This window comes from Allobosea sp. NPDC003192 (assembly GCF_050275675.1).
Lineage (GTDB): Bacteria > Pseudomonadota > Alphaproteobacteria > Rhizobiales > Beijerinckiaceae > Allobosea.
On sequence record NZ_JBNNPK010000016.1, the window covers coordinates 80,388 to 106,419 of the forward strand.

The 26,032-nt window shown below is 66.3% G+C and carries 25 protein-coding genes; 8 read left to right on the forward strand and 17 right to left on the reverse strand.

The window, feature by feature from the left end; translation table 11 throughout:
* Positions 1–8: 8 nt before the first annotated feature.
* Both ACQKLX_RS20580 and ACQKLX_RS20585 read right to left on the reverse strand, forming a co-directional pair.
* Complete coding sequence (locus ACQKLX_RS20580; protein ID WP_427363423.1) at positions 9–1,160, reverse strand: CaiB/BaiF CoA transferase family protein; 1,152 nt, start codon at positions 1,158–1,160, stop codon at positions 9–11.
* A complete protein-coding gene (locus ACQKLX_RS20585; protein WP_427363424.1) occupies positions 1,157–2,080 on the reverse strand; it encodes a hydroxymethylglutaryl-CoA lyase in 924 nt (307 codons plus the stop codon). The genes ACQKLX_RS20580 and ACQKLX_RS20585 overlap by 4 nt, the downstream gene beginning before the upstream one ends.
* A 133-nt stretch (positions 2,081–2,213) precedes the next feature.
* Here ACQKLX_RS20585 and ACQKLX_RS20590 point away from each other — a divergent pair, with 133 nt between their 5' ends.
* Positions 2,214–3,101, forward strand: a complete 888-nt coding sequence (locus tag ACQKLX_RS20590; protein WP_427363425.1) for a GntR family transcriptional regulator — start codon at positions 2,214–2,216, stop codon at positions 3,099–3,101.
* Between the two features lie 117 nt (positions 3,102–3,218).
* Here the strand turns inward: ACQKLX_RS20590 and ACQKLX_RS20595 are convergent, their stop codons facing one another.
* The 4 genes from ACQKLX_RS20595 to ACQKLX_RS20610 form a co-directional block, all read right to left on the reverse strand.
* Positions 3,219–4,499, reverse strand: a complete 1,281-nt coding sequence (locus tag ACQKLX_RS20595) for a TRAP transporter large permease (protein ID WP_427363426.1) — start codon at positions 4,497–4,499, stop codon at positions 3,219–3,221.
* Positions 4,496–5,074, reverse strand: coding sequence for a TRAP transporter small permease (locus ACQKLX_RS20600; RefSeq protein ID WP_427363427.1), 579 nt, complete (start codon positions 5,072–5,074; stop codon positions 4,496–4,498). Before ACQKLX_RS20600 ends, ACQKLX_RS20595 begins: the two co-directional genes overlap by 4 nt.
* A gap of 70 nt (positions 5,075–5,144) precedes the next feature.
* Positions 5,145–6,158 carry a TRAP transporter substrate-binding protein gene (locus ACQKLX_RS20605; RefSeq protein WP_427363428.1) on the reverse strand — a complete coding sequence of 338 codons (1,014 nt, stop codon included), beginning with the start codon at positions 6,156–6,158 and terminating at the stop codon, positions 5,145–5,147.
* Between the two features lie 115 nt (positions 6,159–6,273).
* Complete coding sequence (locus tag ACQKLX_RS20610) at positions 6,274–7,293, reverse strand: DctP family TRAP transporter solute-binding subunit (protein ID WP_427363429.1); 1,020 nt, start codon at positions 7,291–7,293, stop codon at positions 6,274–6,276.
* A gap of 126 nt (positions 7,294–7,419) precedes the next feature.
* On the opposite strand from ACQKLX_RS20610, the gene ACQKLX_RS20615 reads away from it, so the two are divergent.
* The 3 genes from ACQKLX_RS20615 to ACQKLX_RS20625 all read left to right on the forward strand — a co-directional run bounded on the left by ACQKLX_RS20615 (position 7,420) and on the right by ACQKLX_RS20625 (position 10,216).
* Positions 7,420–8,178, forward strand: a complete 759-nt coding sequence (locus ACQKLX_RS20615) for a FadR/GntR family transcriptional regulator (protein WP_427363430.1) — start codon at positions 7,420–7,422, stop codon at positions 8,176–8,178.
* The gene (locus ACQKLX_RS20620; protein ID WP_427363497.1) at positions 8,175–8,945 is read left to right on the forward strand and encodes an SDR family oxidoreductase; all 771 of its coding nucleotides are present in this window, start codon (positions 8,175–8,177) and stop codon (positions 8,943–8,945) included. The genes ACQKLX_RS20615 and ACQKLX_RS20620 overlap by 4 nt, the downstream gene beginning before the upstream one ends.
* 71 nt (positions 8,946–9,016) lie before the next feature.
* Positions 9,017–10,216, forward strand: coding sequence for a mandelate racemase/muconate lactonizing enzyme family protein (locus ACQKLX_RS20625; protein WP_427363431.1), 1,200 nt, complete (start codon positions 9,017–9,019; stop codon positions 10,214–10,216).
* A 160-nt stretch (positions 10,217–10,376) separates the two neighbouring features.
* On the opposite strand, the gene ACQKLX_RS20630 is transcribed toward ACQKLX_RS20625, so the two are convergent.
* The 4 genes from ACQKLX_RS20630 to ACQKLX_RS20645 form a co-directional block, all read right to left on the reverse strand.
* Positions 10,377–11,324 (reverse strand): serine hydrolase, encoded by a 948-nt coding sequence (locus ACQKLX_RS20630; RefSeq protein WP_427363432.1) that lies wholly within the window; start codon positions 11,322–11,324, stop codon positions 10,377–10,379.
* Positions 11,325–11,360: 36 nt separating this feature from the next.
* Positions 11,361–12,173 (reverse strand): ABC transporter permease, encoded by an 813-nt coding sequence (locus tag ACQKLX_RS20635; RefSeq protein WP_427363433.1) that lies wholly within the window; start codon positions 12,171–12,173, stop codon positions 11,361–11,363.
* A 4-nt stretch (positions 12,174–12,177) separates the two neighbouring features.
* Entirely contained in the window at positions 12,178–13,113 is a 936-nt protein-coding gene (locus ACQKLX_RS20640; protein ID WP_427363434.1) for an ABC transporter permease, read from the reverse strand.
* Positions 13,114–13,258: 145 nt separating this feature from the next.
* Positions 13,259–14,785, reverse strand: a complete 1,527-nt coding sequence (locus ACQKLX_RS20645) for an ABC transporter substrate-binding protein (RefSeq protein WP_427363435.1) — start codon at positions 14,783–14,785, stop codon at positions 13,259–13,261.
* A gap of 130 nt (positions 14,786–14,915) precedes the next feature.
* Between ACQKLX_RS20645 and ACQKLX_RS20650 the strand changes: the two genes are divergently transcribed.
* Entirely contained in the window at positions 14,916–15,791 is an 876-nt protein-coding gene (locus ACQKLX_RS20650) for a LysR family transcriptional regulator (RefSeq protein ID WP_427363436.1), read from the forward strand.
* Entirely contained in the window at positions 15,788–16,675 is an 888-nt protein-coding gene (locus ACQKLX_RS20655) for a LysR family transcriptional regulator (protein ID WP_427363437.1), read from the forward strand. Before ACQKLX_RS20650 ends, ACQKLX_RS20655 begins: the two co-directional genes overlap by 4 nt.
* A gap of 103 nt (positions 16,676–16,778) precedes the next feature.
* Here ACQKLX_RS20655 and ACQKLX_RS20660 read toward each other — a convergent pair whose 3' ends face one another.
* From ACQKLX_RS20660 to ACQKLX_RS20690, 7 genes are all read right to left on the reverse strand, one after another.
* A complete protein-coding gene (locus ACQKLX_RS20660; protein ID WP_427363438.1) occupies positions 16,779–18,116 on the reverse strand; it encodes an MmgE/PrpD family protein in 1,338 nt (445 codons plus the stop codon).
* Positions 18,113–18,970, reverse strand: a complete 858-nt coding sequence (locus ACQKLX_RS20665; protein WP_427363439.1) for a nitrilase-related carbon-nitrogen hydrolase — start codon at positions 18,968–18,970, stop codon at positions 18,113–18,115. The genes ACQKLX_RS20660 and ACQKLX_RS20665 overlap by 4 nt, the downstream gene beginning before the upstream one ends.
* A gap of 55 nt (positions 18,971–19,025) precedes the next feature.
* The gene (locus tag ACQKLX_RS20670; RefSeq protein ID WP_427363440.1) at positions 19,026–19,916 is read right to left on the reverse strand and encodes a glycine betaine ABC transporter substrate-binding protein; all 891 of its coding nucleotides are present in this window, start codon (positions 19,914–19,916) and stop codon (positions 19,026–19,028) included.
* A gap of 37 nt (positions 19,917–19,953) precedes the next feature.
* The gene (locus ACQKLX_RS20675; RefSeq protein ID WP_427363441.1) at positions 19,954–20,682 is read right to left on the reverse strand and encodes an ABC transporter permease; all 729 of its coding nucleotides are present in this window, start codon (positions 20,680–20,682) and stop codon (positions 19,954–19,956) included.
* Position 20,683: 1 nt separating this feature from the next.
* Positions 20,684–21,790, reverse strand: a complete 1,107-nt coding sequence (locus ACQKLX_RS20680; RefSeq protein ID WP_427363442.1) for an ABC transporter ATP-binding protein — start codon at positions 21,788–21,790, stop codon at positions 20,684–20,686.
* Positions 21,787–22,440 (reverse strand): ABC transporter permease, encoded by a 654-nt coding sequence (locus ACQKLX_RS20685; protein WP_427363443.1) that lies wholly within the window; start codon positions 22,438–22,440, stop codon positions 21,787–21,789. Before ACQKLX_RS20685 ends, ACQKLX_RS20680 begins: the two co-directional genes overlap by 4 nt.
* A 113-nt stretch (positions 22,441–22,553) precedes the next feature.
* The gene (locus tag ACQKLX_RS20690) at positions 22,554–23,546 is read right to left on the reverse strand and encodes a GlxA family transcriptional regulator (protein WP_427363444.1); all 993 of its coding nucleotides are present in this window, start codon (positions 23,544–23,546) and stop codon (positions 22,554–22,556) included.
* Positions 23,547–23,730: 184 nt separating this feature from the next.
* Here ACQKLX_RS20690 and ACQKLX_RS20695 point away from each other — a divergent pair, with 184 nt between their 5' ends.
* Complete coding sequence (locus ACQKLX_RS20695; RefSeq protein WP_427363445.1) at positions 23,731–24,969, forward strand: aromatic ring-hydroxylating oxygenase subunit alpha; 1,239 nt, start codon at positions 23,731–23,733, stop codon at positions 24,967–24,969.
* Complete coding sequence (locus ACQKLX_RS20700; RefSeq protein WP_427363446.1) at positions 24,966–26,021, forward strand: FAD-binding oxidoreductase; 1,056 nt, start codon at positions 24,966–24,968, stop codon at positions 26,019–26,021. Before ACQKLX_RS20695 ends, ACQKLX_RS20700 begins: the two co-directional genes overlap by 4 nt.
* Positions 26,022–26,032: the final 11 nt, after the last annotated feature.

Sequence of the window (26,032 nt, forward strand, 5' to 3'; positions counted from 1 at the left end):
GGATCGTGTCAGTTTGCGGTGCCGGTTTTCCGGTCTTGCAACTCTGCCAGCACCTCGTCGGTGTGCTGGCCGATGGTCGGCGGATCGCGCCGCTTCTTCAGGCGGTGACCGTCGAAGGTGAAGGGCAGCGCCGGGGTCTTGACGGTGTGGCCGTTGTTCAAGGTCAGTTCGAGCAGCCCGCCCGAGGCGTTGAGATGCGGATCGTCGAACAGATCGCCCGGCTTGTTCACCGGAGCGAAGGGCAGCCCCAGCCGCTCCAGAATGGGGCTGATCTCGGCGATGTCGTACCCCGCCACGATCGACCTGATCTCGGGGATGATCCAGCCGCGATTGTCGACGCGGCCCTGGCCAGTCAGGAGCCGCGGATCGCCGAGCCAGGCCTCGCGGCCGAAGGTCCGGCAGAACGCCTCCCAATGCTCCTCGCCGACGATCGAGATGAAGATCTTGTCACCGCTCCTGGTGTCGAAGAGGTCGTAGACCGGCCAGGGCGATTCCTTCACCGACCAGGGCACGGAGCGCTCCCCGGTCACGCTCTCGAACATCATCGCCTGGGCCATCAGGAAGACGTTGTTCTCGAACAGCGCGCTCTGGATGTAGCTGCCCTTGCCGGTGCGCTCGCGCTGGGCCAGCGCCGCCTGGATCGCGATCACCCCGAACATGCCGCCCATGATGTCGTTGACGGAGGCGCCGGCACGCATCGGCTTGCCGGGAAGCCCCGTCATATAGGCGAGGCCGCCCATCATCTGGACGACCTCGTCGAGCGCGAGGCGGTTCTCGTAGGGGCCCGGCAGATAGCCCTTCAACGAGCAGTAGATCAGCCGCGGCGCATCGGGGGCGAGCGTCTCGTAGTCGAGGCCGTACCTCGCCAGCAATCCCGGACGGAAATTCTCGATCAGCACGTCGGCGCCGAGAATCAGCTCGCGCGCCGTCTCGCGCCCCTCAGGCGTCGCGGTGTCGATGACGACGCTGCGCTTGTTGCGGCTGTAGGTGTTGAAGAAGCCGGATGCGACGCTCTTGAAGAAGCGCGTCCGATCGCCTTTCGGCGGCTCGACCTTGATCACGTCCGCCCCGAGATCGGCGAGGATCATCCCGCAGGACGGTCCCATCACCATCTGCGAGAATTCGATGACACGGACGCCTTCGAGCGGCAGCGGGCTCACGCGGCGACTCCATAGACCTTCGGCAGGCCAGCCTCGCGGACATGACTGCGAATCCGTTCTTCGGGCAGCGCGTTGGCGAGGATCTCGGTGGCGGCGAGCAGGCGCTCCAGGTCGATCCCGGTCCGCAATCCCATCTGCTCCAGCATGAAGACCAGATCCTCGCTCGCGATGTTGCCGGAGGCGCCGGGCGCGAAGGGGCAGCCGCCGAGCCCGCCGCAAGCGGCGTCGAAGGTCGTCACGCCGGCCTCCAGCCCGGCCAGCACATTGGCGAGACCGAGCCCCATCGTGTCGTGGAAATGCAGCCGGATCGGCATGTCCGGGCCGACCGCGCTGCGCACGGCCTTGACCAGCGCCCGGACCAGACGCGGATCGGCATAGCCTACCGTGTCGGCGAGCCCGATCTCGTCGACGCCACGCCGGGCCAACGCCTCCGCGACCTGGCAGACATCGCGTTCGGCGACGCGGCCTTCGAGCGAGCAGCCGAAGGCGGTCGGAATACCGCCCATGACATGGGGCGCCTCGGCCTGCTGCTTCGCCTGCGCGACGATGGCGCCGACGATCTCCGCCTGCTCATCACGCGTGCGCCTTGTATTGGCCATGCTGTGGCTGTGGCTGGCCGAGACGATGCAATAGAGCATCTGCGCCCCGGCCGCGATCGCACGCTCGGCACCCCTGGCGTTGGGCGCTAGTGCGCCGACCCGCCAGTGCGCGTCGGCGGCGCGCGCGGCCTGCACCATCTCCGCTGCATCCGCGAATTGCGGGAAGGCCTGCGGTGGCACGAAGCTGGTCGCATCGATTTCGCCGAAGCCGCAGCGCGCCAACGCCTCGATCCAGTCCCGCTTCGTCTGCGTCGGCATCACCTGACGCACGAGCTGCAAGCCGTCGCGAGGGCCGACCTCGCAGATTTGGATATCGCGCATCGCCTACCCTGGAACCTATTTTGTCATTTGTTGATATAAAGTACAAAATCTGCAATCAGATTGTCAATCGCTTCTCGACGCCTACAGTCGCAGCGGCGAGTCAGCCGGGACGGGCAGCGGGTACAGAGCCGGCATGAGCGACGGCATTTCAGCGTCACCGAAGGCGATCGAGCTCGCGGGCCAGATCGTCGAGATCGCACGCAGCGAGAACATCCGGCGCGGCGAGCGGCTGTTCGAGCATCGGCTCGCCAACCGCCTCGGCGTTTCGCGCGGCCCCGTCCGCGCCGCGCTGCGTTCGCTCGCCGAGGCCGGCCTGGCGAAAGCGGTTCCGAACAAGGGCTTCGTCCTCGCGCAGAGCCTCGATTCGGATATCGCGCTGAAGGCGCTGAAGGCGGGTGACCGGAGTGAGGTCCACTATCTCGCGATCGCCAAGGACCGGCTCGAAGGGCGTGTGCCCGACGTCGTCAGCGAAGCCGAGCTGATGCGCCGCTACGGCCTGAAGCGGACCGAGCTGCTGCGTCTGCTGGATCGGATTGCCGCAGAAGGCTGGGTCGAGCGCCTACGCGGCTATGGCTGGCGTTTCACGCAGACCCTCAACAGCCCTCTCGCCTACGCCCAGACCGGGCGCCTGCGCATGATGATCGAGCCTGGCGGCATCCTCGAGCCGACCTTCCGGTGGAACGCCGAACTGATGGCCCCGGTGCGGGAGCACCAGGAGCGCGTGCGCAAGGATGGCCTGCGGGTCTTTACCCTGTCCGAGATGTTCCGCTTCGGCTGCGAGGTCCACGAGGCCATTGCGGAATGCTCCGGCAATGCCTTCCTGCTCGAGGCCCTCCGACGGCTGAACCGGATCCGGCGGCTGTTCGCCTATCGCTTCATTCCCGATCTGGAGATGGTCGAACGGCACACGCACGAACATCTCCAGATCCTCGACCTGCTCGAACGGGGCGATCGCGAGCAGGCCGCCGCGCTCATGCGAACCCATCTCCACTGGAGCGGCGGCGGCGACCAGATCGGCTAGTGCCCGCGACAGCCGGTCATTGCGCCGACCGCGGACATCGAGGCTTCGCCGGTAGGCGGGCGTTCCTGATTGATCCACCGATTCGGCGGGAGGGTATCAGAGCAGTTGCCCCGGACCTCAGCGTGACATCCACGCCAGCGGCCACAAGACGATCTGCGGGAAGATGACCAGCAGTGCGAGTACGATGGTCTGGGCGATCATGAACGGCATGACGCCCTTGATCACGCCTGTCATCGGCACCTTGGCGACGCCGCAGACGACGTTCAGCACGGTTCCGACCGGCGGTGTCACCAGGCCGATGGCGTTGTTCATGATGAACAGCACGCCGAAATAGACCGGATCGATGCCCGCCTGCTTGACCACCGGCATCAGCACCGGCGTCATGATCAGCACCGTCGGGGTGAAGTCGAGCGCCGTGCCGACGATCAGCACCAGCAGCATCAGCACCGCCGTCAGCAGCATCTTGTTGCCCATGAAGGGCTCGACCATCTCGGCGAGCTGCTGCGGGATGTTGGCGGTCGTGATCAGCCAGGCTGAGACGCCGGCGGCGGCGACCAGGAACATGATCACGGCCGTCGTCTCGGCAGCGCGGTACATGAGCCCGAACAGGTCGGGGATCTTGATCTCGCGATAGATCACGACGCCGACGAAGAGCGAATACGCGGCAGCGATCACGGCGGCCTCGGTCGGCGTGAACAGGCCGAATTTGAGACCGCCGATGATGACGACCGGCAGGACAAGCGCCCAGAGCGCATTGCGGGTTTCGGTCAGCCGCTCGGCCATGCTGCGCTTGGGCTCGACGCGTGGATTGTCGCGCTTGATGCTCCAGCGCCAGGCCAGCATGATCGCGACGCCCATCATGACGCCCGGCACGATGCCGGCGATGAAGAGCTTGGTGATCGAGACACCGCCGGTGACGCCGAAGATGATCATGCCGATCGAGGGCGGGATGACCGGCGCGATGATGCCGCCGCAAGCGATCAGGCCGCAGGACCGGTTGATGTCGTAACCTGCGTTCCGCATCAGCGGGATCAGCACCGAGGCGAGCGCCGCGGTATCGGCGACGGCCGAGCCGGAAAGCGAGGCCATGATCACCGCCGCCACCACCGCGACATAGCCGAGGCCGCCGCGGATATGGCCGATCCAGGCCATCGCCATGGTGATGATGCGCCGGGTCATGCCGCCGGCGTTCATCAACTCGCCGGCGAGCATGAAGAAGGGCACGGCGAGCAGCGGGAAGCTGTTGGCGCCGTCCCACATGTTCTGGATGACGATCTGGGGATCGGAGATGCCCATGTAGAGCATCATCACGAGGCCGCAGCCGATCAGCGCGAAGGCGACCGGCATGCCGAGCGCCATCAGCCCGAGCAGCGAGGCGATGAAGACGAAGACGATCACGACCTGGCTCCTCCGGCGGTGTTCGCCTTGACGTCGCGTGCAGCCTCGAGGCCCTCCGCGAGCCCTTCCTCGTGCACGTCGATGAGTTCGTCGTCGCCGACCTCGCCACGGGCCAGGCGGATCAGGTTGGACAGGCAGATCAGCGCGATCGCCGCGCCGGTGACGTAGCTGACGCCATAGACCCAGAGCATGCTGATCTGGGCGACCGGCGAGGCGTTGCCGGCGATGATGTCGTGCTGCAGCCAGGTGCCGTAGAAGATGAACAGCGCGCAGATCAGCATGACGACCTGACTGATCGCCCAGCAGACCTTGCGACCGAGCACCGGCAGCGCCTGCACCACCATGTCGACGCCGAGATGGCTGCGCCGATGCAGGCCGATGATGCCGCCGAGGAAGGTCATCCAGACGAAGGCGAAGCGCGGAATCTCCTCCGACAGGTCGATGCCGGTGTTGAAGAACAGCCGCAGCACCACATTGCCGAAGACCATGACCAGCATCACGGCCATGCAGGCCACCAGGATGATCTCGATCAGGCGATAGAAGCCGCTGACTCCGGTTGCGAGCAGATTGCCCATCGATCACCTCGCCGGCGCGTATGGAGAATTCGGCCGGCTCAGGGCGAGCCGGCCGCAAGGGACGTTCGCCTTACTTGGCGGCGCGCGCCTTCTCGATCTCGGCCATGAAGCCGGTCACGAACTCGTCGCCGATCTGGCCCTTGAACTTCTCGACCACCGGCTTGACCTTGTCCTGGACCTTGCGCAGGTCGTCCGCCGACACCTCGTTGACCGAAACACCGGCGGCCTTGAACTTGGTGATGACGTCCTTGTCGCCCTCGTCGAGCAGCTTGCGCTGGAGAAGGCCGGCTTCCGTCGCCGCTTTCTGGATGCCGGCCTTGTCGTCAGCCGACAGAGTGTCCCAGAACTTCTTCGACGCCACGAGCGCGACCGGCGTGTAGACGTGGTTGGTGATGGAGATGTACTTCTGCACCTCCTGCATCTTGTTCGCCCACATGTGCAGCAGCGGGTTCTCCTGGCCGTCGAGCGCCTTCACCTCGAGCGCGGTGAACACTTCGGAGAACGCCATTGGCACGGCATTCGCGCCGATCGACTTCCAGGTGTCGAGCGCGACGGGATTGGCCATCACGCGCAGCTTCAGGCCGGAGACGTCCTCGGCCGTTTTCACCGCGCGGCGGCTGTTCGACAGGTTACGGAAGCCCATGCCGGTCCAGGTCAGGCCGACGAGGCCGCTCGGCTCGATCTTTGCGAAGATCGACTTTACCGAGGCGCCGTCGAGCACCGCGTAGACCTCCTTCTCGTTCTGGAAGAGGAAGGGCAGATCCCAGACCTGCACTTCCTTCACCCGCGTCGAGAGCGGGGCGAGCGTGCCGATGTAGAACTCCTGCGTGCCGGCCTGCACCGCCTGCAGTTGCTTCTCGTCGCTGCCGAGCATGGCGGAGTGGAAGGCCTGCACCTTGACATTGCCCTTGGTGTAGACCCCGGCGAGTTCGGCGAACTTGCTGACGGCGGCGGCCTGCGGATGCGTGTCGGGCATGGCGTGGCCGATCTTGGCCTTGACCTCGGCCATGGCGGCGGCGGAGCCCAGCAGCGCGGCGGTCAGGCTCGCGATGAAAGCAAAGCGTGTCGGGCGGAAGTGGGTCACTGCTCTTGTCTCCTTGAATCGATTTAGCCGGGGTTTGCCATCGGAAGTCGGAAGGTCCAATCGACCGGTCGGGTTTTCCACCGCGGGGGCCTATGCGCCCAGCGCACGACGGGCGTCATTTCCGCTGCTTCTTGATCTCGGCGTAGAAGTCGTTGACGAAGGCGGCGCCGATCGTCTCGGAGTTCTTCGCGATCACCGGCTCGATCGCTTTGCGGATGGCGTCGAGCTCGGCCGGCGGCATCTCGACCGCGACCATGCCCTTCGCCTTGAGCTCGGTCAGAACCTCGCCGGCTTCGCGCAATTCGGCCTCCCTCTGGAAGACCCGTGTCGTCTCCGCAGCGGCCTGGACGGCGGCCTGCTGCTGTGGCGTCAGCGAGGTCCAGAACCGCTTCGAGGCGAGCAGCGCCACCGGCGTGTAGACGTGGTTGGTGACCGTCAGGTGCTTTTGCACCTCGAACATCTTGTTGGCGTACATGTCGACGAAGGGATGCTCGTAGCCGTCGAGCGCCTTCGTCTCCAGCGCCGTATAGACCTCGGTGAAGGCCATCGGCACGGCGTTCATGCCCATGGCGTTGAAGCTCGCCAGCGCCATAGGGCTCTGCATGACCCGGACCTTCAGCCCCTTCATGTCGGCGAGCGAGGCGATCGGACGCTTGCTGTTCGACAGGTTGCGGAAGGCGCCGCCGGACCAGGTCAGGCCCTGAAGGTTCATGTCGGCGAGATTGTCGAGCAGACGGCGGCCGGCCGGCCCGTCGAGCACGGCCGCGGCCTCCGCATCGCTCGCGAACAGGAAGGGAAAATCGAAGATCTGGAGCTCTTTCTTGCGCGCCGCGATCGGCGAGAGCGCGCCCATGTAGAAGTCGATCGTGCCCGACTGGGTGGCGATCAGCATCTTCTCTTCGGAGCCGAGCGCCGCGTTGCCGAAGACCTCGACCTTGACGCTGCCATTGGTCGCCTTGGCGACCTCCTCGGCGAAGCGCTTCATCGCCGCGGCGCGCGGGTGGGCGTCGGCAAAGGAGTGGCCGAGCTTGGCCGTCTTCACATCCTGGGCGGAGGCAGGCGCGGGGTGAGTGGCAGCGATGATCGCTCCGGCGGCAAGGCCGACGAGCACGGTCCGGCGCGTTGAATTGAGCATGAAGACCTCCCGTGGGGCGCATGACTTCGCTCTGCTGGCGGCGCCGATAAATCCCCATAACGCCGCAGATGTCAGGTTGTCAAACAACTGATAGCATGACAATGTAGGGCAATATCGGGAAACGCCATGCAGCTGTCATCGATCGGATCCAGGCCCAATCTCGCCAGTGATGCCGCCGCCGCCCTGGCGAAATCGATCAGGGCCGGCGCGCTGCAGCCGGGCGCCCGCCTGCCCTCCGAGACCGAACTCGCGCGCCAGCTCGGCGTCAGCCGCCCCGTGGTGCGCGAGGCGATTGCCTTTCTGCGGGCCGACGGCATCGTCGAGAGCCGGCGCGGCCTCGGCCTTTTCGTCAACCAGCAGGATTCGCTGCGCCTGCGACGCGCCGAAATCGAGGCGTCCGAGCAGTCGATCCTGCAGTTCCTCGAATTTCGCCTCGGCATGGAGGTCGAGGCCGCGCAGCTTGCCTCCCTGCGCCATACGCCCGAGGATCTGGCGCGGATGGAGGCGGCCAATGCGGCGCTGAACGCGGCCGACGACATCGGCGAGGAGAGCGCCCAGCACGATCTGGCACTGCACCTCGCCATCGCCGCCGCGGCCCAGAATCCGCTTTTCCTGAACGTGCTGCAGTTCGTGTCGAGCCCACTGCTCAACTCGATCCAGAGCATGCGAAACAAGGATCGCGGCGAAGCCTCGAACATCGCGATCCGCCGTGCCGATCATGCCGCGATCCTCGACCGGATTCGGGCGCGCGATCCGGCCGGGGCCGGAGAGGCGATGCGCAAGCATATCGGCGAATCCTATCGCCGCTACGCCTCGCAGATCACCACGGGCGGTCCGCCGCCGGTCCATCCCGCGCTTCGAACGATAGCGCCCCAGGAACGCTGAACGTGAGCAAGCTGTTTGATCTCTCCGGGCGCACCGCGCTCGTGACCGGTTCCTCGCGCGGGCTCGGCCGCGCCATGGCCGAGGGACTCGCCGCGGCCGGAGCCGCCATCATCCTCAACGGCGCCGACCAGGGCCGCCTCGACGAAGCGGTCGCCGCGCTGACGGCCGCCGGCCACGATGCGCGCGGCCTGCGCTTCGATGTCACCGACGAGGCCGCCGTCGTTGCGGCATTCGAGGCGCTCGACGCGGACGGTGTCGCGGTCGACATCCTCGTCAACAATGCCGGCATCCAGTTCCGCAAGCCGATGCTCGAGCTCGCCACGGCCGACTGGCAGCGCGTGATCGATACCAACCTGACCAGCGCCTTCGTCGCCGGCCGTGAGGCGGCGCGTCGCATGGCCAGGCGCGGCCACGGCAAGGTCATCAATATCGGCTCGCTGACCAGCGAGCTCGCCCGCGCCACGGTCGCGCCCTACACGGTGGCAAAGGGCGGCATCAAGCTGCTGACCAAGGCGATGGCCGCCGAATGGGGCGAGCTTGGCATCCAGGCCAACGCGATCGGCCCGGGCTACATGCTGACCGACATGAACCAGGCGCTGATCGACAATCCGACCTTCGACGCCTGGGTGAAGGGCCGCACGCCGGCCCGACGCTGGGGCCGGCCGGACGAACTCGTCGGCACCTGCGTCTACCTCGCCTCCGCGGCCTCCGACTATGTCAGCGGCCAGATCATCTATGTCGACGGCGGCATGATCTCGGTGCTGTAGGCGCCGCACAAAGCGAACGAGAGCTTCGACGCGCCAAGGCGCGACCGGTACGAAATTCAAGGAAGAGCGTCATGAAGATCACCGCTATCGAGACGATGCGGACCGAGGAGTTCGCCAACGTCCTGTGGGTGCGAGTCCATACCGATGCCGGCATCATCGGCCTCGGCGAGACCTTCTATGGCGCCGGAGCGGTCGAGTCGCATCTGCACGACACATTGTCGATGCGCCTGCTCGGCAAGAATCCGCTGCATATCGAGGCGCTGCATCGCGAGATGTCGAACCTGCCGATGGCGCAGGCGTCGACCGGTGTCGAGTCGCGTGCGACGTCGGCCGTCGACATCGCGCTCTGGGATATCTTCGGCAAGGTATGCGGCCAGCCGGTGCACCAGATGCTGGGCGGCCTCTGCCGCGACAGGCAGCGCATCTACAACACCTGTGCCGGCTACAAATATGTGCGCTCGCACAACATCAAGCCGGTCTCGACCTGGAATCTCGGCGATACCAGCGGGCCGTATGAGGATCTCGACGGCTTCATGAACCGCGCCGACGCGGTGGCCGAAAGCCTGCTCGAAAGCGGCATCACCGCCATGAAGATCTGGCCGTTCGATCCGCCGGCGATCGAGAACCAGGGCCTCTTCATCACGCCGGAGCAGATGAAGAAGGCGATCGAGCCCTTCGAGAAGATCCGCAAGGCTGTCGGCGACAAGATGGAGATCATGGTCGAGTTCCACTCGCTCTGGAACCTGCCGACCGCGATCAAGATCGCCCGCGCGCTCGAACCCTACAATCCGAGCTGGTACGAAGACCCGATCAAGATGAACTCGCCGCAGGCGCTCGCCGAGTTCGCCCGCTCGACGACCGTTTCCGTGACCGCGAGCGAGACGCTCGGTTCGCGCTTCCCCTACAAGGACATGCTCGACCGCGACGCCATGCATGTCGTGATGGCCGATCTGTGCTGGACCGGCGGCCTGACAGAGGGCCGCAAGATCGCGGCGATGGCCGAGACCTATCACCGGCCCTTCGCGCCGCATGACTGCATCGGCCCCGTCGGCTTCATCGCGGCGATCCACGCCTCGTTCAGCCAGCCGAACACGCTGATCCAGGAATCCGTCCGAGCCTTCTATACCGGCTGGTACAAGGAGCTCGTCACCACCATGCCGGTGTTCGAGAATGGCTATGTGCTGCCGATGGAGGGCCCGGGGCTCGGCGTCGAATTGCTGCCCGCCGTATTCGAGCGCTCCGACCTCACCGTTCGCCGCTCGACACTATGAGCCTTGTGCCCCCCCGGACAGTTCGGCCACGCGATCCCGAACATCGTCACGCTCGGCTTCCTCGACATTGGCATCCGACCGATGTCGGTCCGTATGGCTGCATCCTATCAGGCGGCTGCAGGAGGCCGCTCGGTGCGAAACGAGCATTGATAGCGCAGAATTACTGGCGCCGTGAGTGGCGTTCCAGTGCCACGCCCGGCATCTCGGCTGCGACCAACGACCCGATGCCCGGCAGGAAACCGTCATCCTCGGCGATGGCCTCGCCCTGTGTGAAGACGGTGAGCTGGAATTCCTGGCCCTGAGGCAAGATCGCGCGCAGCGTGTCGTGCCGGCGGAAGGAGGCGCGGTCGTCACCGAGCCAGCGGGTGCGCCCGGCCTTGGACCAGATCTGCGCGCCATCTGGCAGCGCATCGCCGAGATAGCCGAGCAGCTGATAGGCGCCGCGTCCGCGGTCCGGAGCGTTGGCGTCGCGCGCGAGATGGTCGCGGATGACGGCAAGGCGCGCCGGCGGCAACAGCGCGGAGTCGCTGAAGATCTCGTGCATCAGCCGCGCCATCGCGATCGGCGTCAGGCAGTTGTGGCCGGCGGGCGAGCGATCGAGCGCGACCTTCTCCCGCCCGTAGCGCAGATCGTCCATCAGCTTCTGGTTGAGGTTGATGCCGGCGAGCTCCGGCCAGCCCAGCCCGGCGAATATCCGGTTGATCTCCTCGCGGCGCTCGCACCAGGCGCTCATCTCGCTGTCGCTCAGCAGGGTATCGCCGGTCGTGCCGGTCAGCAGGTCGATGATGTAGTTCGTCGCGGAGTTCGACGACCACAGGATCATGTCGCGCATGGCCCGGTCGAGCTCGCCATGGGCTGAGAGGCGCCCGTCCTCCAGCCGCAATTGCGCGGCGACGAGATGGAACACCTTCACCAGCGAGCAGGGATAGGCGCGCCAGTCCGGCCGCAGCGCCGCGCCTTGCGCCCTGCCGCCCGCCTTGCCGGGCTGGGTCAGCACATAGGCGAACTGCTCGAAAGGGAGGCCGCGCGCGGCATAGATCGGCGCAGCATGGGCTTCGATCAGCGCGCCGATGCGCTGCAGTTCGGCATTTTCGATGAAGAAGCTCATGGCCGTCTCGCGATACCGGGCGGAAAGGAAGGCGCGTCAGCCCTTGGGGCGCAGCGCGGTGTCGAGGCCCTCGCCGATCAGGGCGAAGGTCACACCGGTGTAGATGATCGCGAGGCCGGGAGCGGTCGCGATCCACCAGGCGTCGAACATGAACTGGCGTCCGTCGGCGATCATCAGCCCCCATTCCGGCGTCGGCGGCTGGATGCCGAGGCCGAGGAAGGAGAGCGAGGTCACGGCCAGGATCGTCAGCACGACATCGGCCATGGCGTAGACGATCGCCGGCGTCACCGCATTTGGCAGGATATGGGCGGCGATGATGCGGCTATCGGTGGAGCCGAAGCTGCGTGCCGCCTGCACATATTCGAGCTCGCGCAGCACCAGCACCTCGCCGCGGGTGATGCGGGCGAACGAGATCCAGTTCACCAGCAGGAAGGCGAGATAGAGGTTGGCCTCGCCCGGCCCGAGCACGCCGACGATGGCGATCACCAGCACGTGGAAGGGGAAGGCCCAGAAGATATCGGTGATACGCATGATCACGGTGTCGACCCGCCCGCCGACGAAGCCAGCAAGCGCGCCGATCGCGATCCCGAGGATGGCAGGCGCGGCGACGCAGACCAGCGCGACCCGAAGATCGACCAGTCCGCCGGCCATCACCCGCGAGGCGACGTCGCGGCCGAGATCGTCGGTGCCGAGCCAGTGCGTCGCGGAGGGGGGCTGCAGCGTGTTGCCATAGTCGACCAGGAAGGGGTCGTGCGGGGTCCAGACCTGCCCGAGCCCGACGAGCAGGGCGAGCAGCACGAGCATGGCGAGGCCGATCAGGAGCGTCGGATCGAGGCGGCGCTTGCTCATCGGTTCAGTCCAGCCTGATGCGCGGATCGGCCAGCGCATAGGCGATATCCGTCGCGAGGTTGATCAGGACGACCAGCACGGCGAAGACGATCGTCAGCCCCTGGATCATCGGATAGTCGCGGGCGAAGATCGACTCGACGAAGAGTGAGCCGAGCCCGGGCAGTGCGAAGACGGTCTCGATCACCACCGTTCCGCCGATCACCCAGCTGGTATGGGCGCCGAGCACCGAGATCGAGCTGATCAGCGCATTCGGCAGCACATGGACGCGCATCGTGCGGCTGATGGCGTTGCCCTTGGCGCGGGCGGTGGTGACATAGTCCGAGCCGAGCACGTTGAGGATGCCGCTGCGCAGGCTGCGGATCGTGAGCGAGGCCGTCGCCAGAGCGATCACGAAGGCCGGCAGTGTCAGGTGATGCAGGCGCGAGAAGAGGCCGTGGCCGTAGCCGGAAGTCGGGAACAGCGGCACCCAGATCGCGAGGACGACGACCAGCACGAGTCCGAGCCAGAAGGAGGGGATTGCAAGCAGCACCGTGAAGACGAGCTTGATCAGGATGTCCGGCGCCCGGTCGCGCCTGACCGCCGACCACAGCGCCAGCGGAATCGTCAGCATAACCGCGATCGCGGTCGAATAGGCGACGAGCCAGAGCGTGGCCGGCAGGCGCTCCAGCACCAGTGAGATCACCGGCTGCCCGTAGACGACCGAGCGGCCGAGGCTGCCGGACAGGATGTCGCCGAGAAAGAGCAGGTATTGCCGCCACAGCGGCAGGTCGAGCCCGAGCCGCTGCTTCATCGCCGCGATCTCTTCGGCCCCGCCGCGCGCGCCCAGCAGCAGCGTCGCCGGATCGCCCGGCAACGCCCTGAGCAGGAAGAAGCAGGCCAGCGTAATGCCGAACAGCACCGGGACGAGCTGGACGAACCGCTTGAGGATATAGGTCAGCATGGCATTGGGCCGGAGAGCTGGGCGGCCTAGATCATCGCGCGTCCGAACGGACGCGACCACGATGACCTATCGCATTGTTTTAGCATCGGATTCTTCCGAAAGGTGGTTTCCACTTTTCGGTCCGATGCTCTGGACCGCCCCGTCCTCACTTCATCCTGACGTCTTCGAGGCGGAAATTGCCGGTCGGCAGTACCTCGAATCCGGTGACATTGCTGCGATATGCGTAGGGCGTGCCGGGGTAGAACAGGAAGATCGACGGCGCGCCCTCATGCGAGAGCTTGACCATCTCCCTGAACATCGCGCCGCGCTCGGGACCGTCCTCGGTGGCGCGCTCCTTCGCGTAGAGCTCGTTGACGCGCTCGTTCTTCCATTCGGTGTGGTAGGCGTTGGCGCGCTCCGGATTGACGATCAGGAAACCGGCCATCTGGTCGGGATCGATCGTGTCGCTGGAGGCATAGGAGACGGCCATTTCGTAATCGCCGGCCTTGGTGGTCGACCAGTGCGTGCCGCCCTCGACGAGGCGGATCTCAGCGGTGACGCCGATCTGTGCGAGCGCGCTCTGCAGGGCCTGACCGACCTGGCGATGCAGTGGCCGGCCGGAATGCACCAGAAGCGTCGTCTTGAAGCCGTCGCCATAGCCCGCTTCCTTGAGCAGGGCCTTGGCCTTGGCGACGTCATGCGCATAGGGCTTCAGATCGGGATCGGCATAGGCCATTAGCGGCATCGGCGAGTTCGCCACCTTGCCGGCGCCGTAGAGCAGTGCCTTGACCAGCCCTTCCTTGTCGATCGCGTAGTTCAGTGCCTGGCGGACACGGACATCGTCGAAAGGCTTCTTCCTGGTGTTCAGCAGCACGAAATCGGTGCGCAGCACGTTGGCTACGGCGGTCTTGACGGTGCCGGCGCGGCCGAGGCTCTGCATCTGGTTCAGCGGAATCTCGAGCGCGGCATCGATCTCGCCGGCCTGCAGCTTCAGCACGCGGCTGTTACCCTCGGGCAGCACCAGGATCTCGGCGCCGTCGAGGCTCGGCTTGCCGGCTTGCCAGTAATGCGCGTTCTTCTTCAGCGAGAGCGCCTGCCCCTTGTTCCAGGCTGCGACGGTGAAGGGGCCGGAGCCGATCGGCTTCTCGAAGAACTTGTCGGGCGCCGCCTCGAACGCCTTCTGCGGCAGGATCGCCGAGGAGAACAAAGCGAGGTTGTTGAGCAGCGGCGTGAATACCGTCTTGAGCTTGAGCACGACGGTACGCTCGTCCGGCGTCTCGATGGCGTCGATGCCGGAGAAGAAGCGCTTCCAGCTCGACGCATCGCTGCCGGCGCGCTTCAGCGAGAAGGCGACGTCGGCGGCGGTGACCGGCGTGCCGTCCGAGAACTTCGCCGCCCTGAGCTTGAAGCTATAGGTCAGGCCGTCATCGCTCACCGTCCAGCTCTCGGCGAGGCCGGGCTCCAGCTTGGTGGCATCCGTGCTCGGACGCAGCAGGGTGTCGTAGATCAGGAGCTGCGCGTGGATCGACGGGTTGTCGCTGGTCGCGATCGGGTCGAGCGAGACGAGGTCCTGCGTCTGCGCCAGCTTGAGAACGCCCTGCGCAGAGGCGCTGGAGGGCGCGACGGTCAATGCCGGGCCGAGAATGGAGAGCGCGAGCGCGGCAGCCGACACCATGGAACGGAATGTGGTCATGGATATCCCCTGATCTTGGCCGCTCTGCCTCCGCGGCGGCAGCTTGCAACCTTCCACGGGCATGCCTAGTCTCGCAAATGAAACATTCGGCAAGATTATCAACCAAATGGAATAGAGTGAACAGGACGGGATGAGGCTGGGCGCGCTGCAGGTGATCGACGCCTTCGTCCGGCTCGGCGGCACCGGCGAAGCGGCGCAGGGACTGGGTGTCAGCCAGTCGGCCGTGATCAAGTCGTTGCGCCTGGCGGAAAAGGAGCTCGATCTCAGCCTCGTCGCGATCGTTCAGGGGCGGCTGACGCCGACACCTGAGGCGCTGGAACTGAACCAGCTTGCCCAGCCAGCCTTCGGCGCCTTGCGCCGGGCCCATCATGAAGCGGACATGATCCGCGTCGGCATGGCCGATCGCCTGCGGATTGCGACCGTGCCAGGACTGGCGCACAGCATCCTGCCCCCTGCCATCGCCGGCGCCCGCCGCGATCTGGCCGATCGGGCCGCCGTCGAAGTGATGTTCGATCATGTCCGCGATCACCTCAGCGCCAATGAAGTCGATCTCGCGATTTCCTACGGCCCGATGGCGACCGAGGGGTTGCGCGATATCGTGCTGCGCTGCAGCCCGCTCGTCTGCGTGCTCGGCGAGACTCATCCGCTCGCCGCCTCTGACAGGCTGACGCGCGACACCCTCGAAGGCCAGCGCCTGATCAGTTACGGGCCCGATGGCGTCAGCTCGGCCGACAGCTTTCAGGATGCCCTGATCCGGATCGGCCTGTCCGACCGGATCGCGATCACCGTGCGTCATACCGACAGCGCCTGCCATCTGGCGCGTGAGGGTGTCGGCATCGCCGTCGTGGACGGCTTCGTCATCAGCAGCGGCCTGACGCGGGGGCTCGCGGTCCGGCCACTCGACGAGAGCCCCCTCGTCACAGCCTTCGCGCATCACCGCGACGGAGCTCCTCTCGATCACGCCGCGCGCATCCTGCTGGGCCATCTCGCCGGAGGTAACTCATGAAGGCGTTGACTCCATCGCAGGCGACTGTGCTGCGCACCGTGGAGCGGTGCGGGACCACCGTCGAAGCCGCCCGGCAGCTTCATCTGACGCAGTCGGCCATCAGCAAGATCATCGCTCGCAGCGAGGCGGCCCTCGGTGTCCCCGTTTTCGATCGCAGCGATGGCCGCCTCGTCCTGCGTACCGAGGCTCACGGCCTGATGTTGGCGCTGGGCAATGTCGAAGACGAATGGCGCACCCTGCGCGAAGCCGTCACCGACCTGCGCTCCGGGCGCGCTTTGCCGCTACGGATCGCTTCGACCCCCAGCATCGGCCAGGGTCTCATCGCGCAGGCGATCCGGCGGCTCGTGACGGAATATCCTCAAGCCCGCATCGAGCTGATCATGGGCGATGCCCCGACGGAACTGTCCAAGGGGTCGGCCGATCTTGGCGTGATGTTCTCGCCCCGCGTCACCGACGATATCGCCCTGACGCCCTTCGCGCAGGCCTCGATCATCGCCCTAGTCCGTCAGGATGATCCGCTCGCGCGGTATAGATCGGTCAGCCTACCCGAGCTCCGGGATCGGCGGCTGATCTGCTTTGACCGCGAGAAATCACCGCTGGGATGGCTGATCGCACGCGCCCATGAGCAGGCTGGCCTCGATTATGCGCCCTTCATGACCGTGCCCTACAGCATTTCCGCCGCCCATCTGCTGGCGCGCCAGGGCGATGTCATCCTGATCGACAGCCTGCTGACGCAGGCGCAGCACTTCGAGGGACTGGTCAAGCTCGAGGTGAAGCCGGAGCTACCTATCACGATATGCCTCATGACCGTCCGAAGCCGGCCTTTGACCCGCCTGGCAGCGTGCTTCGTCGACATCCTGGTAGGCGGCCAGAGAGCCGGATGAGGGCTCCCGACCTGAGCCTGCGGCGAGGATCGTGTGGCACCCTGTCCGGACATTGAGTTGCGACACGCATGCGGTGGAGCAGCGGCCATGCGGCGGCTCGGCTTCAAGTCGGCGCAAACAGAATTCCGCTGGCGAGTTCCGTTTTACAACTTCCGGCGAGCCCCATGCAGTTTTCGGCGAGGGTGGCGCTGCGCACGCTGCCCAGTACGGAGGCGGAGAAGCTGAATTTCGAGAGTATCTCGACGTCGGACAAGGGACGGGCCCGGTCACCGCGTGCGGTCGTGGCTTCGGATTCGACGACCCGGCCCGAACTCAGGACGAAGCGCAGGCGCGCCAGTCGCTCGGCCGGGAAGCGCCTGGACAAATCGGGGGCTTCGACGAGCCGGACCCGGCGCAGCATGTCATGGATTTCGGGGTCGACGAGGCCCTGGCCGCCGATCTCGTCGGCACCGAGCCGGCCGCGGACGATGAAGGCGGCCAGCGGGAAGCCGATCGCATATTGCGCCGCCTCCGTCGTCGCCGGCAGTTGCGCGCCCAGGCGCACCGCCTCGTGGAAGGTCTCGACCTCGACGCATTCGATGTCGGATGCCGCGAGCGCGTGTTCGGACAGAATCCGGCTCGCGGCCTCGATCGCCGGCTGTGCCCAGCGACAGACCGGCCATGGCTTGAAATACTGATCGAGGATCAGCCAGCGCTCGCCGAGATCGGCCCAGATCGCCGCCTGCTCCGGCGCCTCCAGGGTGATCGCCGGCGCGCCGGTGAAGCCGTCCTTGGCGAGATAGGCGGCGCTTACGCCGGCGAGCGCGCCCCAGCCCGAGCCGTCCTTGACCATGGTCGGATGATCGATGCAGCGCATCATCTGGCTGCGCGGCCCGTGATATTCGGCGATGCCCAGCGCATGACGGGTGCGCTCGCGATCGAGCTTGAGCAAGCGGGCGGCGACGGCGGCGCAGCCGAGCGCGTTCCAGGCGCCGGAGGTGTGATAGTCGCAGGCACTGGCATGCAGCGCGACGCCGGCGCGCGTCGCGATCTCGTAGCCGAGGACGAGACAGGTCAGCAGGGTTTCGCCATCGAGACCGCCGTCATCAAGCAATCCCTCGGCATCGGCGACTGCGAGTAGCGCCGGCAGGATCGCAACCCCCGCATGGCCTTTCGTCAAGGCGTGGCCGTCATGGGCGTCGAAGGAATCGATCGTCGTCGCCCCCGCGAAGGCCGCGCCGGTCGCGCTTACCCGGCGCCCGTCGAAGAGCAGGCGCGCACCCTTTCGCCCAGCGCCGAAATGATCGACCGCGAAATCATGCGCGATGCGCGAGAGTTCGGTCTGCCGCCCGCTGACGGCAACGCCAGCGAGATCGAGCAGGCAACGGCGGGCCTGGTGAATTACTTCGGGCGGCAGCTTCGCGAAACTCAGGCCGTGGATGAAGTCGATCGGGCCAGTCATGAGCGCGCACCTTCGCTGTTCGAGATCAGGCTGCGTAGCAACCCGCCGACCAGTGCGGGGTCGCTGTCGCGGGCAGTCGGCAGGCGGTGGCGGGCCGCTTCGCCATTGGCCTGCGACAGCTCCGCGACGATGAGCCTGGGCGCAGTTCCTGCTCGTGCTAGCTCCCGGCCGGAGGCATCGAGGATGCGCGATCCGCCCCAGAACGCCGCGCCGCCGCGCATGCCGCAATGATTGGCGAAGAGGGTCGGCAGGCCGTAGGTCATCGCAGTGTGGGCGAGGTTGATCTCCCAACCACGCGGATTGTCGAACTCTCCGCCGACCGCATTGAGCGCCGAGGCCACCGGCAGCAACAGCAGGTTGGCGCCGCCTAGCGCGGCGAGCCAGGGTAGTGCCGGATTCCAGGCATCGGCGCAGATCAGCGTGGCGGCGCGCCAGCCCGCCGCGAGCTCGACCGAAGCGAGAGCCTCGCCGCGGGTATAGACGCGGTCCTCGCGCAAGGCGCCATACCCCGGCAGGTTGAGCTTGCGATGGATCGCGAGCAGCCTGCCGTCGCGGAACAGGCCCTGGCTGTTGAAGAAGCGGCCCTGGTCGCCGCGCTCGATGAAGCCGGCCGAGACCGTGATGCCGTCAGCCGCCTCGGCGAGGCGCGCGAGCAGGTCGGCATCCGGCCTCAAGGCCAGCGCCGCACAATCGGGCGCGGCGAGATAATCGGTCAGCGACAGCTCGGGGAAGAGCAGCAGATCTGCGCCCTGCGCGCGTGCCCTCGCTATGACGTCGACGTGAGTGGCAAGGTTGGCGGAGAGATCGGCCGGCTCGCAGCGAATCTGGGCGACCGCGACCTTCAGCGACGACATTGGATCCTCGCGGGATAGCCGGAGACGGGGCGCGCCTCCGGCTTCGGCGGAACGATCAGACCAGCGACTGCGCCTTGAGGAAGCCGGCGGCGACCTCCTCGATGCTCTTCTTGTCGACATCGACGGAGGCGTTGAGCTTGGCCATCGTCGCGTCGTCGAGCTTGGCGGAGAGCCCGTTCAGCAGCTCGGCCAGCTTCGGATTCTTGTCGAGCGTCTCCTTGCGCACGACGGGCGTCATCGCATAGGTCGGGAAATAGCCCTTGGTATCGGTCAGGATGACGAAATCGAAGGCCGGGACGCGCCCGTCGGTGGCGAAGACGAGGCCGACATCAACCTGGCTGTCGCGCAGCGCCTGGTAGACCAGGCCGGTGTCCATACGCACCACGTTATCACGGCCGAAATCGAAGCCATAGGCCTTCTGCAGCGGAGCGAGCCCGTCGGGACGGGCGTAGAACTCGGCATTGCAGCCGAACTTCATTGCCTGGCCGCCGGTCACCTTGGCGGCGAGATCGTCGAGCGTCTTCACGCCCTTGGCCTCGGCGTCCTTCTTGCGCATGGCGAGCGCATAGGTGTTGTTGGCCTTGGACGGGTTCAGCCAGACGAGGCCCTTGGCAGCGTCGAGCTCCTTGACCTTCGCATAGGTCGCCGCTGCGTCCATCTTGTCGGCGACCTTGTTGAAGGTGATCAGCGAGGTGCCGGTGTACTCCCAGTAGAGGTCGATCTGCCCGGCTTCCTGCGCCTGGCGCAGCGGCGCGGTGCCCAAGCCCGCGCGTTTGTCGACGGTGAAGCCCTTGGCCTTGAGCAGCTGCGTCGTCATCTCCGCCATGATCTGCTGCTCGGTGAAGTTCTTGCCGCCGACGACGACGGTCTGCGCCTGCGCGGCGAGTGGCAGGGCGGCGAAGGCCAAAGCGGCGGTAGCAAGCCCGAGGAAACTGCGCTTGTGCATGGTCGTACTCCCCTTTTCTGGTTGAGTTGACCGCTGCTCAGCGCAGCGGGTTGACGCCTTTCGGGACCAGCCAGAACTGGATCTGGCCGATCAGGAAATCGACGAGCACGGCGAGCAGCGCTGTCGGGATTGCGCCCGCCAGCAGCATGCTCGGCTCCATCAGGTCGATGCCGGTGAAGATCAGTTCGCCGAGGCCGCCGCCGCCGATCAGGAAGGCCAGCGGCACCGTGCCGATATTGATGGCGAAGGCGGTGCGCACGCCGGCGAGAATGACGAAGACCGCGTTGGGCAGTTCGACCCGTCGCAGGATTTGGCCGGGCGTCATGCCCATGCCGCGCGCCGCCTCGATCAGATGCTGCGGCACGGAGCGCAGGCCGGCGATGGTGTTGAGCACGATCGGCAGCAGCGTCAGCACGAACAGCGCAAAGATCGCCGGAGGCGAGCCGATGCCGAGGAAGGACATCGAGATCGCGAGCAAGGCGAGCGTCGGGATGGTGGTGCCGAGATTGACGATCTGAGTCACCGCATCGGCGAACATCTCGAAGCGCGGGCGCGTCAGCAGGATGCCGAGCGGGATGCCGACGACGAGCGCGCTCGCGCCGGACATCGCCGCGAGCGCCAGATGCTGGCGGATGAGATAGGTCACATCCTTCGAATGGCTCAGGATCGCGGGGATGGTGCCGCGCGCCTGCAGCCAGGCGCCGAGCGCGAAGGCGCCGAAGACGACGAGCCAGCGAAGCGTTCCTGCCAGGCCCGCGCGCGCCATCTCAGCTTTCCCGATAGGTCGCGCCGAGCACCTGGGTGATGCTCTTCTGGGTGACATAGCCCTTGTAGAAGCCGTCATCGTCGACGCAGGCGAGCCAGGTCACACCATGGGTGAACATCTGCGAGACGGCGGTGCGCAGGTCGTCGCGGATGTTGACGACGCCGGGCAGAGGCTCCTGGTGCTCGCCGACCGTCCCACGGCGCTCGCGCGCCTCCTCGAGCCGCACCACGCCGCGAGCCCGGCCGCGCGGGCCGACCATCACGATCGAGACATGGCCGTGCTCCTCCATCAGCCTGACGGCGGTGTCGAGCGTGTCCTCGGCGCGCACGCGCGGCGGCTCGGCCATCATCGCGTCGGTGACCTTGATCAGCCGCAAGCGCTTCAGGGTCCGGTCGGAGCCGACGAATTCGGAGACGAAGGCGTCGATCGGATGGGCGAGGATGTTGTCGGGCGTGTCGTACTGGATCAGCTTGCCGTCGCGGAAGATCGCGATGCGGCTCGCCATCTTCACGGCCTCGTCGATGTCATGGCTGACGAAGACGATGGTCTTCTTCAGCTCCGCCTGGAGCTTCATGAACTCGTCCTGGATCACCTCGCGGTTGATCGGGTCGATCGCGCCGAAGGGCTCGTCCATCAGCAGCACCGGCGGATCGGCGGCAAGCGCCCGCACCACGCCGACCCGCTGCTGCTGTCCGCCGGAGAGCTGCTTGGGATAGCGCTTCAGGAAGACCGACGGGTCGAGATTGACCATGTCGAGCAGTTCGGCGGCGCGCTTGCGCGACTTCGCCACCGGCCAGCCGAGCAGGTCCGGGACGACGCAGATGTTCTCCTCGATCGTCATGTTGGGGAACAGGCCGATCTGCTGGATGACGTAGCCGATCGAGCGCCGAAGCGTGACCTCGTCGACGCCGGCCGTGTCCTTGCCGTCGACATAGATCCTGCCCGAGGTCGGCGGGATCAGCCGGTTGATCATCTTCATCGTCGTCGTCTTGCCGCAGCCCGACGGGCCGAGCAGGACGCAGACGGCGCCGGCCGGCACCTCCATGTCGATGCGGTCGACGGCGATCATCGTGCCGAAATGCTTGGAGACCTGCTCGAGACGGATCATTTCGGCTTCAATCCCGGCGAGGTGAGCAGGCGCTGCGCGAAGAGCAGTCCGTAATCGGCGATGATCGCGAGCAGGCTGACGGCGAGAGCGCCGGTCAGGAGCTGGCGGATGTCGGTCTGCGAGATGCCGCGCGAGATGAAGGTGCCCAAGCCCCCGGCGCCGATATAGGTCGCGATCGCGGCGATCGCGATGTTCAGCACCACGGCGCTGCGAACCCCGTTAAGGATCACCGGCAGCGCCAGCGGCAGCTCGACGCGGCGCAGCCGCTCCAGCGTGGTCATGCCCATGCCGCGCGCCGCCTCACGCAGCGCCGGGTCGACATTCATGATCGCCGTATAGGTGTTCCGGATGATCGGCAGCTGGGCGTAGAGGATGAGCGCGATCACCGCCGGCAGGTAGCCGATGCCGTGGCCAATGGTCGAGAGCAGCGGGATCAGGATGCCGAACAGCGCGATCGAGGGGATCGTGATGATGATAGAGGCGATGTAGAGGACGAGATCGGCGGCGCGCTTGCTCTGGGTGATCGCGATGCCGGTCGGCACACCGGTCAGGATCGCGACGCCGACCGAGACGGCGACGAGCGAGACATGCTCGAGCATGCGCTGCCCGATCACCGGAAGATTCGCCATGATGAAGGCGATCGTCTCCACTTTTGTCCCCTCGCAGCGGTTTTCCGCCTTTTCGAGGGAAAGTGTCGATCAGAACCGTTCCAGCCTCGGGCCGGGAAAGCGACATCGCATGTCGCGCTTGCGACCTGCCGTGCTCAGTTGGCAGAGACCGACGCCGCCTCTTCACTCGCAGGCCGTCCGCGCAGCTGGCTCGGCCGCACGCCCTGCAGCTTCTTGAACCAATGGGCGAAATGCGAGGTCGAGGTGAAGCCGGCCGCGATCGCGACCTCGAGGACCGGACGGTCGGAATAGAGCAGCAGCTCGCGCGCCCGGTCGATGCGCAAGGAGAGATAGTAGCGCGCCGGCGAGGTCTGCAGATAGCGCAGGAACAGCCGCTCGAGTTGGCGGGGGCTCATGCCGACCTTCTCGGCGATCTCGGCGATCGAGATCGTATCCTCGACATGACGTTGCATCAGCTTGAGCGCGTTGCGCACGGCCGGCGGCAAGCTCGACATCCGCTCCAGCCGGCCGCCGCTCTGGTTGTCGCGTTCGTCGCGGATGCGGTCATGATGGAACTGGTTGGCGACGCGGCGCGCGAGATCGGCGCCATGGCGCTCGGTGATCAAATGCAGCATCAGATCCATCGCCGCGGTGCCGCCCGAGCAGGTCATCCGGTCGCGGTCGATCTCGTAGAGCTTGTCGGTGCAGACGAGATGGGGGAACTCCTCCTGGAAAGCGGGGCGATTCTCCCAGTGGATCGTCGAGCGATAGCCGTCGAGCAGGCCGGCGCGCGCCAGCAGATAGGTCCCAGTCGAGAGCGAGCCGACGCGCACGCCGCTGCGTACCGCCTTGCGCAGGACGGCGAGATAGCGCCGCTCGTCGACCGACTGGATGCGCAGGCCGCCGCAGACGAGGAAGTAATGCGAGCCGGGCAAGGCGGTCTCGGCCGCCTCGGCCGGGATCGGAATGCCGTTCGAGGCGGCGAGGACGCCGCCGTCGAGGCTCGCCAGCCGCCAGCGCCAGGCCTCGCGGTCGACCAGCCGGTTGAGCGAGCGCAACGGCTCGATAGCCGAGGCGACGCTCATCATCGAGAAGCCCTCGACGAGCAGCAGCGTGACGATCTGGGTGCCGGCAGGCGCCTCGTTCATGCCTTGGCCTCCTCCCGTCGATGATCGGATCTGGAACCGATCCAAGGAAAGCGGATTTCCGACATTGTTGCAATGAAAGCGACATGCGCTCGTCGCAAAGCTTGCCGGTGAGGTCGGAATGCTCCGGCCGCCCTCGCCGCCGACGGAGCAAGATCGCGGCTATCCACCGTCAGGGTCTCAGCCGATGATCGATCGCGACCGCATCCGCCAGCTCCTCGCCGAGCGACGCGAGGGCTACAGCCTGCCGCAAGCCTTCTATGTCGATCCGGCGATGCACGAGACCGACATCAAGGCCGTGTTCGAGACCGACTGGCTGTTCGCCTGCAATGCCTGCGAGATCAGGAAGCCGGGCGACTACCTGACGCTGACCGTCGGCGAGAACCCGGTCGTGGTGCTGCGCGACCGCGACGGGCAGGTGCGCGCCTTCCACAATAGCTGCCGCCATCGCGGCTCGCGCATCTGCGGCCATGAGAAGGGCCGCGCCAACCGGCTCGTCTGCCCCTATCACCAATGGGTCTACGAGCTCGACGGCTCGCTGCTCAACGCCCGCCAGATGCCGGCCGATTTCGACCGCTCGGCCCATGGGCTGAAGCCCGTCCATGTCGAGGTGATCTGCGGCATGGTCTATATCTGCCTCGCCAATAACCCGCCCGACCTGACGCCTTATCGCGAGGCGGTGACGCCCTATATCGCGCCGCATATGCCGGAGCGCACCAAGGTCGCCTTCGAGATGACCCTGATCGAGGACGCCAACTGGAAGCTCGTCATCGAGAACAACCGTGAATGCTACCACTGCGCCGGCAACCATCCGGAGCTCCTGGTGACGCTGGTCGAGTTCGCGCTGCCGGACGATCCGCGCGGGCCGGCCGAGTTCAAGGGTTTGATGGACCGCAAGACCGCGAAATGGGAGGCGCTGCGCTTGCCGCATCAGCCGGTCGATGGCGGTCAGGAATTCCGCTGCATCCGCCTGCCGTTTCATGAGGGGGCGCTGTCGTTCACGATGGATGGCGGCCCCGCCTGCAACAAGCTGCTTGCCGACTTCACCGAGCCCGATCTCGGCTCGGTCCGGATGTTCCGGGTGCCGAACAACTGGAACCACTTCCTCGCCGACCACATCCTGCATTTCAGGGTGCTGCCGCTCTCCCAGGACAAGACCGCGGTGCGCACGACTTGGCTGGTGCACGAGGATGCGGTCGAGGGCGTCGACTATGACATAAAGCGGCTGACCGAGGTCTGGCTCGCGACCAACGCCCAGGACGCCGAGCTTGCGGCGGTGAACCATGCCGGCATCCGCTCGATGGGCTACCGGCCCGGCCCCTATGCGCCCTCCGAGTTCATGCTGACGAATTTCACCAACTGGTATGCCGGCAAGATGGCGGCCTATGCCGGCGAGCCCACACCGTTCAGGATCGCCGCCGAATGAGCCTGGACAGCCTCGAGGCGCCAGCCGCAGCGGCGCCGACTGCCGATCTACTTGAACTCACCGTCGCCGAGATCCGCGACGAGACGCATGATGTGAAGACCTTCGTCTTCCGGCCCGACGGCGGCGTGCCCAGCTATGCGGCCGGCCAGTCGATGACGCTGAAGCTTGCGATCGGCGGCGAGACGCTGTTCCGTACCTTCTCGCTCGCCTCGGCGCCGGATGAGTCAGGTACGATCGCGATGACGATCAAGGCCCATGCGAAGGGCCGTGTGACACGCTGGTTGCACGACGAACTCGCGATCGGTGCGCGGCTCGAAGGCCGGATGCCAAAGGGCCGCTTCACTATCGACAGCCGCGCGACCGACCGGCTTGCTCTGGTTTCAGCCGGCTCCGGGGCGAGCCCGCTGATGGCGATGCTGCGCCACCTCGCCGCGACCGCGCCGGATAGCGACGTGCACTGGCTCCATGCCGCGCGCACACCGCGCGACATCCTCTTCGCTCGCGAGCTCGCCGAGTTGCAGGCGCAGATGCCCAATCTCAAGGTCGCGATGCTCGTCAGCCGGCCGGAGCCCGGCTGGTTCGGCTTCGCCGGCCGGCTCGGGCGGCGGCTGGTCTCGGTCGTGCTACCGGATTACGGCCGCCGCGAGGTCTTCTGCTGCGGCCCCGCCGGCTTCATGGAGGAAGCGCGGCTGATCCATGCCGCCGAGGGCGGCATGCGTGAGCTGTTCCATGTCGAGCATTTCGGCGCCGTCGCACCTGTGGCTCCGCCGCTGGTTCCAGTCGATACGCCGGCCGGAGGCTATGCGGTCAGGCTCGGCGACAAGCAATTCACAGCCCAGCCGGGCGAGACACTGCTGCAGGCAGCCACGCGCCAGACCATCGTCATCCCCTGCGGCTGCGCTTCGGGGATGTGCGGCACCTGCCGGGTCGCCCTTGTCGAGGGCTCGGTCGAGATGCGGCACGAAGGCGGGATCTCGCCCGAAGAGGAGGCGCAGGGCTATATCCTCGCCTGTTCCTCGCGGCCACGCTCGGATGTAACGATCGCGTTGTGAGACGGAGGGAC

Excerpts from the sequence above, each read along its gene's own strand:
- ACQKLX_RS20615 (WP_427363430.1), top strand. The coding sequence starts at position 7,420 with ATGCAGCTGTCATCGATCGGATCCAGGCCCAATCTCGCCAGTGATGCC.
- ACQKLX_RS20630 (WP_427363432.1), bottom strand. The coding sequence starts at position 11,324 with ATGAGCTTCTTCATCGAAAATGCCGAACTGCAGCGCATCGGCGCGCTG.
- ACQKLX_RS20585 (WP_427363424.1), bottom strand. The coding sequence starts at position 2,080 with ATGCGCGATATCCAAATCTGCGAGGTCGGCCCTCGCGACGGCTTGCAG.
- ACQKLX_RS20690 (WP_427363444.1), bottom strand. The coding sequence starts at position 23,546 with ATGAACGAGGCGCCTGCCGGCACCCAGATCGTCACGCTGCTGCTCGTC.
- ACQKLX_RS20700 (WP_427363446.1), top strand. The coding sequence starts at position 24,966 with ATGAGCCTGGACAGCCTCGAGGCGCCAGCCGCAGCGGCGCCGACTGCC.
- ACQKLX_RS20670 (WP_427363440.1), bottom strand. The coding sequence starts at position 19,916 with ATGCACAAGCGCAGTTTCCTCGGGCTTGCTACCGCCGCTTTGGCCTTC.
- ACQKLX_RS20650 (WP_427363436.1), top strand. The coding sequence starts at position 14,916 with ATGAGGCTGGGCGCGCTGCAGGTGATCGACGCCTTCGTCCGGCTCGGC.
- ACQKLX_RS20590 (WP_427363425.1), top strand. The coding sequence starts at position 2,214 with ATGAGCGACGGCATTTCAGCGTCACCGAAGGCGATCGAGCTCGCGGGC.
- ACQKLX_RS20675 (WP_427363441.1), bottom strand. The coding sequence starts at position 20,682 with ATGGCGCGCGCGGGCCTGGCAGGAACGCTTCGCTGGCTCGTCGTCTTC.
- ACQKLX_RS20600 (WP_427363427.1), bottom strand. The coding sequence starts at position 5,074 with ATGGGCAATCTGCTCGCAACCGGAGTCAGCGGCTTCTATCGCCTGATC.
- ACQKLX_RS20695 (WP_427363445.1), top strand. The coding sequence starts at position 23,731 with ATGATCGATCGCGACCGCATCCGCCAGCTCCTCGCCGAGCGACGCGAG.
- ACQKLX_RS20635 (WP_427363433.1), bottom strand. The coding sequence starts at position 12,173 with ATGAGCAAGCGCCGCCTCGATCCGACGCTCCTGATCGGCCTCGCCATG.
- ACQKLX_RS20680 (WP_427363442.1), bottom strand. The coding sequence starts at position 21,790 with ATGATCCGTCTCGAGCAGGTCTCCAAGCATTTCGGCACGATGATCGCC.
- ACQKLX_RS20625 (WP_427363431.1), top strand. The coding sequence starts at position 9,017 with ATGAAGATCACCGCTATCGAGACGATGCGGACCGAGGAGTTCGCCAAC.
- ACQKLX_RS20655 (WP_427363437.1), top strand. The coding sequence starts at position 15,788 with ATGAAGGCGTTGACTCCATCGCAGGCGACTGTGCTGCGCACCGTGGAG.
- ACQKLX_RS20645 (WP_427363435.1), bottom strand. The coding sequence starts at position 14,785 with ATGACCACATTCCGTTCCATGGTGTCGGCTGCCGCGCTCGCGCTCTCC.
- ACQKLX_RS20640 (WP_427363434.1), bottom strand. The coding sequence starts at position 13,113 with ATGCTGACCTATATCCTCAAGCGGTTCGTCCAGCTCGTCCCGGTGCTG.
- ACQKLX_RS20660 (WP_427363438.1), bottom strand. The coding sequence starts at position 18,116 with ATGACTGGCCCGATCGACTTCATCCACGGCCTGAGTTTCGCGAAGCTG.
- ACQKLX_RS20665 (WP_427363439.1), bottom strand. The coding sequence starts at position 18,970 with ATGTCGTCGCTGAAGGTCGCGGTCGCCCAGATTCGCTGCGAGCCGGCC.
- ACQKLX_RS20610 (WP_427363429.1), bottom strand. The coding sequence starts at position 7,293 with ATGCTCAATTCAACGCGCCGGACCGTGCTCGTCGGCCTTGCCGCCGGA.